The sequence below is a fragment of the Rossellomorea vietnamensis NBRC 101237 genome, assembly GCF_001591825.1.
Taxonomy (GTDB): Bacteria; Bacillota; Bacilli; order Bacillales; family Bacillaceae_B; genus Rossellomorea; species Rossellomorea vietnamensis.
Genome location: NZ_BCVQ01000078.1, coordinates 1 through 11933 on the forward strand (window position 1 = coordinate 1; position 11933 = coordinate 11933).

General features: G+C 43.2%; 13 protein-coding genes and 1 other annotated feature. Of the genes, 4 read left to right on the top strand and 9 right to left on the bottom strand.

What is annotated here, in order from left to right; all coding sequences use genetic code 11:
- Nucleotides 1-208: 208 nt before the first annotated feature.
- Nucleotides 209-481 carry a DUF2187 family protein gene (locus BVI01S_RS21135; protein ID WP_051758445.1) on the top strand — a complete coding sequence of 91 codons (273 nt, stop codon included), beginning with the start codon at nucleotides 209-211 and terminating at the stop codon, nucleotides 479-481.
- 86 nt (nucleotides 482-567) lie between these two features.
- Here BVI01S_RS21135 and BVI01S_RS21140 read toward each other — a convergent pair whose 3' ends face one another.
- From BVI01S_RS21140 to safA, 6 genes are all read right to left on the bottom strand, one after another.
- Complete coding sequence (locus BVI01S_RS21140; RefSeq protein WP_061811480.1) at nucleotides 568-825, bottom strand: YpbS family protein; 258 nt, start codon at nucleotides 823-825, stop codon at nucleotides 568-570.
- 82 nt (nucleotides 826-907) lie between these two features.
- Nucleotides 908-2356: a cardiolipin synthase gene (gene cls, locus BVI01S_RS21145; RefSeq protein WP_061811481.1), complete on the bottom strand. Its 1449-nt coding sequence runs from the start codon at nucleotides 2354-2356 to the stop codon at nucleotides 908-910.
- Between the two features lie 115 nt (nucleotides 2357-2471).
- A complete protein-coding gene (locus tag BVI01S_RS21150) occupies nucleotides 2472-3905 on the bottom strand; it encodes an alanine/glycine:cation symporter family protein (RefSeq protein WP_061811476.1) in 1434 nt (477 codons plus the stop codon).
- Nucleotides 3906-4235: 330 nt separating this feature from the next.
- Nucleotides 4236-4403 carry a hypothetical protein gene (locus BVI01S_RS22660; RefSeq protein WP_156030145.1) on the bottom strand — a complete coding sequence of 56 codons (168 nt, stop codon included), beginning with the start codon at nucleotides 4401-4403 and terminating at the stop codon, nucleotides 4236-4238.
- Nucleotides 4404-4613: 210 nt separating this feature from the next.
- Complete coding sequence (locus BVI01S_RS21155) at nucleotides 4614-5027, bottom strand: CBS domain-containing protein (RefSeq protein ID WP_034763135.1); 414 nt, start codon at nucleotides 5025-5027, stop codon at nucleotides 4614-4616.
- Nucleotides 5028-5156: 129 nt separating this feature from the next.
- A complete protein-coding gene (gene safA, locus BVI01S_RS21160) occupies nucleotides 5157-5777 on the bottom strand; it encodes a SafA/ExsA family spore coat assembly protein (RefSeq protein ID WP_061811477.1) in 621 nt (206 codons plus the stop codon).
- 165 nt (nucleotides 5778-5942) lie between these two features.
- Here safA and BVI01S_RS22795 point away from each other — a divergent pair, with 165 nt between their 5' ends.
- The 3 genes from BVI01S_RS22795 to BVI01S_RS21170 all read left to right on the top strand — a co-directional run bounded on the left by BVI01S_RS22795 (nucleotide 5943) and on the right by BVI01S_RS21170 (nucleotide 7535).
- On the top strand, nucleotides 5943-6092 hold the full coding sequence (locus BVI01S_RS22795) for an Lmo0850 family protein (RefSeq protein ID WP_098351100.1): 150 nt from the start codon (nucleotides 5943-5945) through the stop codon (nucleotides 6090-6092).
- Between the two features lie 85 nt (nucleotides 6093-6177).
- Complete coding sequence (locus BVI01S_RS21165) at nucleotides 6178-6462, top strand: hypothetical protein (protein WP_229596889.1); 285 nt, start codon at nucleotides 6178-6180, stop codon at nucleotides 6460-6462.
- 173 nt (nucleotides 6463-6635) lie between these two features.
- Nucleotides 6636-7535, top strand: coding sequence for a diacylglycerol/lipid kinase family protein (locus BVI01S_RS21170; protein WP_061811478.1), 900 nt, complete (start codon nucleotides 6636-6638; stop codon nucleotides 7533-7535).
- Between the two features lie 45 nt (nucleotides 7536-7580).
- On the opposite strand, the gene BVI01S_RS21175 is transcribed toward BVI01S_RS21170, so the two are convergent.
- From BVI01S_RS21175 to BVI01S_RS21185, 3 genes are all read right to left on the bottom strand, one after another.
- Complete coding sequence (locus tag BVI01S_RS21175) at nucleotides 7581-8162, bottom strand: YqaA family protein (protein ID WP_034763130.1); 582 nt, start codon at nucleotides 8160-8162, stop codon at nucleotides 7581-7583.
- A 181-nt stretch (nucleotides 8163-8343) separates the two neighbouring features.
- Complete coding sequence (gene argS, locus BVI01S_RS21180; RefSeq protein ID WP_061811479.1) at nucleotides 8344-10032, bottom strand: arginine--tRNA ligase; 1689 nt, start codon at nucleotides 10030-10032, stop codon at nucleotides 8344-8346.
- Nucleotides 10033-10079: 47 nt separating this feature from the next.
- Nucleotides 10080-10284 (bottom strand) — a binding site (T-box leader).
- A 52-nt stretch (nucleotides 10285-10336) separates the two neighbouring features.
- A complete protein-coding gene (locus BVI01S_RS21185) occupies nucleotides 10337-11512 on the bottom strand; it encodes an FtsW/RodA/SpoVE family cell cycle protein (protein ID WP_034763125.1) in 1176 nt (391 codons plus the stop codon).
- Nucleotides 11513-11933 lie beyond the last annotated feature (421 nt).

The following is an 11933-nucleotide window of genomic DNA, read 5'->3' on the forward strand; positions in this document are numbered from 1 at the left end:
CACCTGGAGCGAAAATCAGCCAGGCATCGCTTTGGCTGTAAAAGATTTTGAAAAAAGACATCAAAAGGTTTTGACTTTATGTAATTGTGGTACAAAAAGGATAAGTCATTCATTGAAATTTATATAAATACAAGTTAAAATAATATTATTAGAAAATTCTTTCAATTAAAAAGAGAACGATCATTTTAACTAAAAAGGGGACTTTAAAATGGAAAATACATTCGTTTATTCAAAAGAGAATGCAAACCTTGGGGATACGATTCAGTTTAAAAGAAAGAAACATGTCATCAATGGTGTCGTCACGACCTTGAGAGAAAATACTGTCATCGTCAAAATGGATAGGGAAATTGCGAAGAAACTGGACTTACCAGATGATCAAACGGTCGTAGCACATAAAAACTATGTGGTGACAGAGAGAGCCGAAAACGATACACAGCCTGTATTTGTTTATGATGGGTGGAATAGCGCATTAAAAGCCTAAATTTCAGCCTTCTAATAAAGTAACCCTGATACGACCTCACCATCAGAATGGTTGCAGGCGTATCAGGGTTATTTATGTTGTCCAGCTTATTTTAGTCTCGCGACATATTCTTCAACCATTTCCGTTGACACAAGTTTTCTTTGGGGAACGACACCGCGTCTTGCCAGGGCATTGATTTCATTTGTTACTTGATTAATGTGATCTGTTGTAAAAGGTTTTCCGGCAGAACAAAGCTGAACAGCTTCGTCAATCGCCTTTTCTCTCTGCTCATCCAGTTTCATAAATTGCTGAACAAGCTGATTTTGCATGTTGGAATGCTTGGAAATTTCTTTGTGCACACTCATGATCTCATCCCTCTCTTTTTCTTTCACAATAAGTCTATTATGCCTTTTTCTATCGGCAGATGGCAATGTCCAATCATCTCATCTATAGGATCGGGGACAACAGCCTTGATATGGATTCCTTCACTTTGATCGTCAAAGGTCTTTGATGATAGTCTTCCAATGTTAATTCCCTGCTCTTTTCAATGTCCTTTCTAAATACAACTCCAAGATCCTCAGAGAGTGCCTGATCATATAAAAAGGCATTGACCTCGAAGTTTAAACGAAAGCTTCGGACATCGATATTGGCTGTACCGACAGAGGAAATGACCTCATCGACGACAATCGTTTTGGCATGTATAAATCCATTATCATAAATATAAATCTTCGCTCCGGCTTTCAGGAGCTCCCCGATATACGAATACGTCGCCCAATAGACAAATAGATGGTCGGGTTTATTCGGGATCATAATCCGGACATCCACCCCTGTAAGAGAAGCAATCCTCAAAGAATCGAGGAGACTGACGTCTGGAATGAAGTATGGGGTCTGGATGTAGATGGATTCCTTGGCTGATGAAATCATTTTGATATAGCCATTTTTTATCTGCTCCCATTCCGAGTCGGGACCGCATGTGACAATCTGAACCCCTGCATCCCCCGTGAAAGATGGCGGGGGAAAGTATCGCAGGTCATAGGCAATCTTCTTTGATCGGCTTGCCTGATTCCAATCGAGGATGAATCTTGTCTGCATGGCGAGTGCAGAGCTGCCGGCAATTCTGAGGTGGGTATCCCGCCAATAACCGAACCTGGGGTTCAAGCCCAGGTATTCATCCCCGATATTAAAGCCGCCTACATAGCCAACTTTTCCATCAATGATCACAAGCTTCCTGTGATTCCGATAGTTTAAGCGGAGGTTGATAAAGGGGATCTTGGAAGGGAAAAATACTTCCACCTCACCACCGGCAGAGAGGAGGTCTCTAAAGAACCCCCGCCTCGTTCGCCTGGACCCCATTTCATCGTATAGGACCCTGACCTTTACGCCTTTCTTAGCTTTTTCCGTGAGCTTCTTCAAGATGCGCATACCTAGCTGATCTTTCTTGAAAATATAATATTGTATATGAATATGATCATCTGCTGCCTCGATGTCTTCTAACAGCGCTTCAAACTTGTCTTCTCCGTGTGTATAAAAGGTGACCTCATTATCCTGGGTCAGTAGGGCCTCATTATTGATCAGATGCATATAAATAAGATCCTGATAACGAAAGGCGATTTCATTTTTAAAAGGAAAACGATGTTCCTTCAAGGATTGAATCTGATTGTGAATCAAGCCTTCAATTCCGATCTTCTTCATATCCTCCCAGTCAAATAACCTTTTCCTGCTCAAGTTCTGCCCGAACACCAAATAGAGGATGAACCCCAGAAATGGAATGAAGAACAACACCATCAGCCAGGCCCAGGTCGCTCCCGCATCTTTCCGCTCCAAGAATATGATGACAGCGGCAAGGATCAGGTTAAGAAAAAATAATACCCCTAGAAGAGCAGATAGGATACTCATCATGTTATGGCTCCTTTGACTAACTTTCTATCAATAGTATACCTGAGAATGGAATAGAAAAAAATGACAAGAAAAAAGAGCAGGGACCTGCCCCTGCTCTTTCGTAGAAGGTTGATTATTCATTTACGGCTTTTTTAGGCATATCACTTTGACGCTTTGGCCAGCATTCGACATTCTTTAAACCAGGAATATCATCTGCATAGAAGACAGGATCCAATCCTTGACGACGCTGCGTCATATAGTTGTCCAAAGCCTTAAAGGCGATCGGTGCCAGGACACCGATGGCAGCCAAGTTCGTAAGGGCCATCAAGGCCATTGAAAAGTCAGCGAGGCTCCAGACGATATCAAGACTTGCGACAGACCCGAAGATCACCATTCCCAGTGCAATGAAGCGGTAGATCAGAAGGCCGGTCTTGCTTTTATTAATGAATGGAAGATTGGCTTCACCATAATAATAACTCCCAATGATGGAACTGAAGGCAAAGGTAAAGATGGCAATCGCCAGAAAGATTCCGGCCCATGAGTTAAAGTGTTCAGACATGGCAGCTTGCGATAGTTCGATTCCCGTTAAACCGGAACCGTAGGCGTCTGACGTTAATATGATAAAGGCCGTCGCGGAACATACGAGAATCGTATCAAAGAATACCCCCAGTGCCTGGATGAACCCCTGCTTGACAGGGTGGGAAACCGATGCCGTAGCCGCCGCATTCGGTGCACTACCCATTCCGGCTTCATTGGAGAATAGCCCACGCTTTACACCGTTCATGATCGCGGCTCCGATACCCCCACCGACGACTTGTTCAAAGCCGAAGGCACTCTTGAAAATCATGGCGATGACGCCGGGCATTTCAGTGATATTCGTAATGACTACAAATAGAGCGAGTACAATATAAAAGCCTGCCATGATCGGTACAATGAAAGATGAAAAGTTGGCTATGCGTTTCACACCGCCAAAGATGATGAGTGCAGTCAATCCGGCAAGTACAATTCCAATGACAAACGTATTGATGCCAAATGAATTACTGAAGGCCGTTGCGATGGTATTACTTTGAACAGCATTAAAGGTTGTCCCAAAGGATAGGATGATGGTAACCGCAAAGATCGAACTCATCCAGGGCTTGCCCAGTTGTTTCTTCATATAGTAGCCGGGGCCGCCTTTGAATCCTACCTTATCCTTTTCTTTATAAATCTGTGCCAATGTGCTTTCGACAAAGGCGCTGGCTCCTCCCAGAATGGCAACGAGCCACATCCAGAAGACCGCTCCAGGTCCCCCAATTGCTAAGGCAATGGCTACTCCTGCTAAATTACCTGTACCAATTCGAGTACCTGCTCCAATAAAGAATGCCTGTAAGGAAGAAATCTGCTTTTCCCCTTCTGCTTCAACGACATCTTTATCCCCTAATAATCGAAGCATTTCACCTATATGGCGAATTTGAACAAATTTAGATCCGATTGTGAAGTATAATCCTAAAATGAGCAGTACACCGATTAAAATATACCCCCATAATATGGAGTTTGCTTCCGTAACTAAATTGTTTAAAATATCCATGATAACCCCCTCAAAAATTTGTGTCGGTTACATGTATTATTATCTGAAAATTTAAAATGAAAGTCAAGTTATTATCTGAATATTAAAATATTACCAGATTTTATTTAGTGAACCGAACTATTTTATCATAGTAATAAAGGTTTTCGGGATACGCTTATGACGAAAGTAATAGCGCGGATAATTATCGTGGAATAACTTATATATGTTTATTTGAATAATGATTTTTTATGTGGTGAGTGCAGCCCGTAACACAAAAAAAGCCATAGAAATCCATGGCGACGGTTAAGCGTTCAAGCTATTAAAATAGGATAAATAATGGCAGAGATCTGATTAATAAAAATTCCAAAATCCTAAAACAAATAATAAAATCCCCGTGATCATTGAAATACCAAATAACATAAATAAGAAATCAAGAATGCTGTCGGCGAAGACTCTTTTGCGGTTCTCACGTTTAAAATGACGAACTTCCTTCCGATACGATCGTGCGGCACGGCTCATACAAAACATCCTCCTCCATAAACACCTTTTGCATTAATCACAAATTCGTCACAAACAAAGAAAATCCTTCCTGAACATGAAAAAAATGACGATATGCCCATCTCTTCGTCACAATAAGTCGATTAAGATCTCTTACATGCTGAATAAGGGGCTGCAGAAGCCCCTTATACAGTAAAAGAAAGCTATGAAGTTTCTGCTCTTAAGCCTTTATTAACGAAGGTGATTCTGGGAGATTCCGCTTAAGGCGCTTCCGGCACTTTGATCGGATTTCTGCTGTACTGCCAAATCTCCTAAAGCCAGCATCCCGACCAGCTGACCATTTTCCACAACAGGCAAACGGCGCACCTGATGCTGGGACATCAAAGCCGATGCTTCTTCTACGGATGCATCAGGAGAAATGGTCACAACTTGCTGTGACATTACCTGAGAGACATTTCCCTGTGCACCTTGAGACAGTCCACGGGTCGCAATATCACGGTCCGTAATCATCCCGACAACCTGGCCGTTTTCAACGACAGGAACGGAACCAACGTTTCTGGAACTCATCTTGGAAGCGACGCTCTCAAGTGAATCCTGGTTAGAAGCTGCTTCCACATTTGTCGACATAATATCACGTACTTGCATGAAAAATTCCCCCTTGATCATAATGGCAGTACACCCTTATTATCCATCCTATATCCCACTCTTATTCTGAACATGTTTTTCCAAACTTAGTTGAGCTTTTGGAGGGACGGACCTTCCTCATTCAGCTGTTTATTTCGCAATAAACAGCTGTGTCCAGTACGACCCGTAAGTCCCACCATCGGCATATCCTACGCCCACATGTGTATAGGACTTGTTGAGAATGTTCTTACGGTGAACCGGACTGTCCATCCAGTCCCGGACAACTTTTTCAGGACTCATTTGACCGGCAGCGATATTTTCACTAGCTTCGCTATATACGATGTGGAAACGTGTCAGCATCTCATCGGGAGTTCCGTAGGTCGGGCTTCTATGGGAGAAGTACCCGGCATCCCTCATATCACGGGACTTATACAAGGAGACCCGAGAGAGATTTCCGTCAGAGTGAAGAGGAGGGAGGCCGTTTTTCTCCCGTTCCTTATTTGTTAATTCAATGACTTGGTTTTCGAATGAACTTTGGGAAGTGATGCCAGGGATTTTAATGTTTTGACCCGGATAAATGATGTTTGGATCTTTCAACTGGGGGTTCGCACGGATCATTTCAGACAATCCGATTTGAAACTCCCTGGAAATGGTCCAAAGTGTATCTCCTTTTTTTACAATATACGTGCTTACGGCATTTATTTTATGTAGACCAATTAGACTAAAAAATAGGGACGTTGTGATAAGAATACATGTCAGTTTAGTTTTCATGAGTATAAATTGTGTAATTCGAAACAAATTATTCTTCTGAAATGTGTAAAAGTAGGATTATCGTTTCATTTTTAGGGAAAAGGAAAACCATATTACAATAAGTGAAACCTTTTACGGAGTAAAACGTACAAATAGGTAACGATATTTTAAAAAGAGGTGAATAACGTGGTAAAGGAGAACGATCGCTTTAAAAAAGTGATAACGAAATTGTCGAACGTCGGTGTGAATATTTCAAAAACGAAATCAAGACGGGAAATTCTTCATTCACTAAAGCAGTATCAACCATTACCTAAGACGTTAACACAAGATTCATAATCCACGCATATCCGAAATATAGGACAGACATAATTCCCGATTCTTCCCGATATACTATAGCTAAAGGTAAAGGGGAGGGTTAGGCATGGAAAGAATGATGTTTGATCCACAAGCATTAAAGGAAATCAGAAAGAAGGCAGATGAGATTTCATACTACTGTATGAGCCGGGACCAGCCTTCAGATCCACATCGTATAAGCATGGCATTGGATCAGGTTTGTCGTGCACTGGCTATGTTTGCAGAAATGGAGCTTCATCGCATGCAGCATCAGCATATTCCCTATGACCCCCAAAGCTATATCAAAGGGCGTCTCGGAATTGCCTATCGATCTGTACTCCAAGTCCCTCAGGAAGACTCGAATACGGCATAGTAAAAGAGGTTGACCCAAGATTCATTGGCTTCAAAAGCCGGTAAGTACACATGATAGGTTGAAATATTTTCTAATCATATGGCCTGGTCCGATAAGGATGATCATCACTCATCGTTTTGGGTCAGCCTCTTTTTATGTACCATACTAAATCTATAGGTTAGGTGACGATATTCATGGCGAGATTTTCGGAAGTATTGCTTATATGCAATGGCAAGGCAGGTCAAGGGACACTCGAAATCCTGTTGAAGGATGCCGTCCCCCCTTTATTGGATATCTGCAACGAACTCATCATTCATAAAACAAAAGAAAAGGGAGATGCAGAAAGGGTCTGCAGGGAATCAGGGAGTCGCTATGAGCTGGTGGTCATCATGGGCGGGGATGGTACGATCCATGAAGCCATCAATGGGCTGTCTGTTCTCAGTGATCGTCCGCTTGTCGCCATTCTTCCTGGAGGCACATGTAACGATTTTGCCCGCTCCCTGCGCATTCCGATGAATATTGGACAAGCCGTCCGTCTTATAACCGAACAGCCTTATGAACAGGAAATCGACATTGTGAAAGCAGGGGAGAGGTATTTCAGTAACTTCTGGGGCACGGGATTGGTTGCACAGACGAGCGATAATATTGATGTAGGATCAAAGAGCGTCCTCGGGAAACTGAGCTATTATATCAGTGCATTCCAATCGATTCAGGATTCACCTATCTTGAATGTGAAGGTCACGACGGAAAATGAGGTAGTGGAAGAAGAGGTCGTCATGCTGTTGGTCGCAAACGGACGTTCGATCGGGTCCAATCCACTGCCTACGTGTATCAATATGGACGATGGATTGATGGACATATATTTGGTGAAGAAAAGTGGATTTCCATTGCTGAAGGAATTTCTCGTCATTAAAAGTACTGGCAATATCAGCGAAGAATATGACGATATTATGCACATTCAAGCAAAAGAAGCCCATATTGAACTCGGACAGGATGAGAAGCTTGATATGGATGGGGAACTCTATGAAGGCAGCAGGCAGTCCCTACGCGTATTACATAAGCATCTGCGCTTTGTCGTGGGAGCTTCCGAATAAAAAAGGAGCATGGGGTGATCCCATGCTCCTTTTTAAATCAGCTGATCAAGGAGTTTGCTTTTTCTTTTTGATGACCAAGTAGACGAGATAGACAAGAATCAGTACACCGCCTGCAGCAAGTGTCAGTATAGTGAAGTTCTCCTCGATAAAAGGTTTTGCTTTTGCTCCCAATGTGAGAATGATTGCACCCTCCAGGAAAAAGCGGATCCCCCTGCCGATGATCGACCAGATCACAAGTACCCGGATCTTCACGCCGGATACCCCTGCGAATATGGTGAAAATCTTATACGGGACCGGTGTCAGACCTGCAATCAGTAATGCCATTGGGCCGAACTTTTTGAAGTACTCTTCTACTTTTTGAATTCTTGCTTCAGAGAATAGCCGAACAAGAATCGGGCGACCCAGCTTTTTCCCGATCAACCATCCAAAAAGGGCTCCGATGACGGAAGCGATCGTCGTATAAAGTGCGTAAAGCAGTGCACTGCCGGGGTTGGCAATCGCCAATGGAATCAGTAATACATCAGGTGGAATGGGGAAGAAAGATGAATCTGCGAAAGAGACGATGATCAGTCCCCATACACCATAATCCATTAACCATGCTTCGAACGTGTGAAGTAGTTCAGACATAAGTAATCTCCTTTATGAATAAAGCGTTAGTTTCGTTTTTAATAGAACATAAGAAAGTATATCACTTTTCATAAAGGGAGTCATGAAATATCCTATTCAACCTGTACTTAAAGAACTGAATCGTTCACATTCTCGAAATAAATCTATTTCTCGGGAAATAGTGACAGTATTCTTTCGGATTCTACATTTCAGCAGGGGATTTCATCCCCAATAATCGCAATCCTTCGGCAAGGACAATCCCCACGGCATGAACCAGGGCCAGACGGGAATGTTGCTGGTTGTCATCTGAAATGATTTTGGTTTTAGCATAGTAACGGTTGAAGCTTTGTGATGTGGCGATTAAATATTTGGCAATGACAGATGGAGCATAATGTTGCCATGATTTTTCGATGATTTCCGGAAATAACCGCAGCTGTTTAATCACGTCCCAGCTTTCAGCATCTTCAAGACCTTCAAATGTCAGTGGATCAATCTGTCCTGCTTTTCTGAGAAGGGACTGGGCTCTCGCATACGTGTATTGAATATAAGGACCGGTTTCACCTTCGAAGGTGAGCATATGTTCAAGGGAGAATTCAATATCATTGAGACGGTCATTCTTCAGGTCATGAAAAATGATTGCTCCGACCCCGACATCTCTTGCAACTCTGTAAGCATCCTTTAAGTCAGGGTTTTTCTGCTTAATGTTGTCCTCTGCCATTTTGATGGCTTCGTGAAGCACTTCTTCAAGGAGAATGACCCTTCCTTTTCTTGTAGACATCTTCTTTCCATCTTTTAAATACAAACCGAATGGAATATGCTTCATTTCATCCGCCCAAGTGTACCCGAGCTTTTTCAAGACGTTCATCACTTGCTGGAAATGGATGGTCTGCTCCTGGCCTACAATGTACAGGGCTTCATCAAAGGCATATTGACGCTGACGATAAAGGGCAGCAGCCAGGTCCCGTGTGGCATAAAGGGTTGCTCCATCAGATTTCTTAATCAGGCAGGGAGGCAGATTCCCATCATCCATCCGAACGACTTGAGCCCCCTGGGATTCCTCCAGAAGATGATGTTCCTGAAGCAAGGTCACGACTTCTTCCATCTTGTCATTGAAGAATGATTCACCGTTATAGGAATCGAACTGGACGCCAAGTAAAGAGTAAATCGTCTTAAATGCTTGGAGTGATTCATCCTTAAACCATCTCCAAAGCCCGGTAATCTCTTCATCCCCGTCTTCGAGGAGCTTAAAGGCTTTTCTTCCTTCTTCCTCAAGGGAAGCGTCGAGTTCTGCTTCTTCATGAAATTTTTTATAAAGAATGAACAACTCGGCAATGGGATTTTCTTTGACCTTATCAGGGTCTCCCCACTTTTTGAAAGCGACGATCAGTTTGCCGAACTGTGTTCCCCAGTCTCCGATGTAATTGATTTTTTCGGTACGATAGCCGCATTTTTCCGCAATGGTGGCAATGGCATTCCCGATGACCGTTGAACGGAGGTGCCCCATGGAAAACGGCTTGGCGATGTTGGGGGAGGACATGTCTAATACGACGGTTCTGTTTTCTCCAAAGGTGTGGGTTCCATAGTCCTTTCCTTTCGCCAAAATCCCCGACACGATTTCTTTTCCTGCTTTAGCCCCGTCAAAGTGAATATTGATATAAGGTCCAACCGCCTCCACCTTGGTGAAAAGGGGAGAGGTAATCTCAGCGGCCATTTCCTTCGCGATCTGTGCAGGAGCTTTTTTCATGGTTTTGGCCAACTGGAAGCAAGGGAAGGCTAAGTCCCCTAAATGACTATGCTTCGGGGTTTCAATCAAATCGTATAGTTCTTTCTCGCGCCAGTCCTGCAGGAGCTGAGTCTTTAATTCTTGGGCAAATATTAATTTCAAGTCCATCTTGTTACACCTCCCATTAGTATAAAACACAAAAAAACCCGTCTCTATACAGAGACGAGTTTAGCTCGCGGTACCACTCTTATTCCCGATTAAGGACACTCATTGTATAACGGGAGATCCCGGTCCTTCCCTACTGATTTCAAGAAGAACTTCTCAGAAGTGCGGTTCATCCAGGGCTTCATACCGGGCTCCCACCGCCCCCGGCTCGCTTATGATCCACGTCGGGATTACTCTCTTCTTCACAGAATATTCCATATCTAATTACTATTATTTTACACATTTCAGGGATGAATGCAACCGGTAATTAGGAATCTTCAGAAGAAAACATATACGTTTTATGATGAAACCTCATACTGAACACAAGGCCGAGGGCCAGCATGTTCCCCATGAGGGAGCTCCCTCCATAACTGATGAACGGAAGGGGGATACCGGTGATCGGGAGCAACTGGATCGTCATGCCGATGTTCTGGAACACATGGAACGTGATCATACTGATGATCCCTGCACACACATACGCGTTGAAAGGCTCTTTCGTATCAAGGGCCGTCTTGGTTAGGTGGTAGATCAGCAGAAAATATAAGCTGATGACGACACTTGCGCCGATAAATCCGTATTCTTCACCGATGACACTGAAAATAAAGTCCGTATGATTTTCCGGGATATACACTTCCCGGTCACTGTAGCCTTTCCCGAAAATCTGTCCCGAACCAATGGCGTTAAGGGAGTTGATCAAGTGAAATCCTTCTAATTTAGCATAATTGTACGGATCGAGCCAGGCATAGATCCGTCCGAATTGGTAAGGTTTCACGTTTAAATATTTCTCCAATAATTGTGGTGCCCATATGACCAGTGAAAGGATGCCTGCACCTAAGACTCCGATCGAAGCATAGATAGGCACAATCAGCTTCCACGTAATACCTGAAACGAGGATGATACCCGTCATAATGGCCAGTATGACCAGTGATGTCCCTAAATCCGGCTGCTGCATGATGAAAGCAAGGGGGAGAAGGGTGGTCAAGCCGATTTTAATCAATAACTGAAAGTCCGTCTGCACTGTTTTTCTTGGATTAAGTTCATGATGATTGGTAATGACACGTGCCAAAGCAAGGATTAAGAATGTCTTCATGAACTCTGAAGGCTGTATCGATCCAAGCGGTCCAAGCATGAACCAGCTTTTGGCCCCATTCCGGTGAGGTGCGATGCTTTCCGGAGAAATCAATAATAAAACGAGCAAGAAGATTCCTGCGCCGTATATGTACCAGGCAAGCCGTTTATACTGATCTGAGTCGAGAAATAACGCAGCGCCGATGATGATACCGCCCACTACGTACCAAAAAGCCTGTCTAATCACAAAGTTTGTCCCATATTGCCCTGAGGTCTGGGCACTGCTGATTCCCATTGCACTTACAATAAAGAACAGCATCAATAAAAAGAGAAGACCCCAATCGATCTTATCAGCAAATCGCTGGCGAGTTTCCATAATCTATTCACCTGAATTTCTAAAGATTTCACATTCCTAGTCTAATAGAAATGAAAGGAAATTTCTACTCATGACCCGAGAAATTCAAGAACTTCTGTCGGGACATGTCAGGTATGTGACACATGAGAACCATTCAATACATTGATAATATTGACAACAGAAGCAATCGGGAGAAAAACAGAAAGAACATATTCCATTTATTACATATTTATAATGGGTATTTGATATTGAAATAGATTATATTCATCAATGAAAAGTGTTGGAGTGGATATTCTGAAAATGACACTATTAAAGTTGATTGGAGTGGAAGGTGTTCGACTCCTGCGGGAAATGCTGGACAGTCCGAAAAGCGGAAGCGGCTTGATCAGCCCCGACAAGCATAAGATGAATGGGGTAAGAAGGCGTTTTTTGCCTTCTTGGT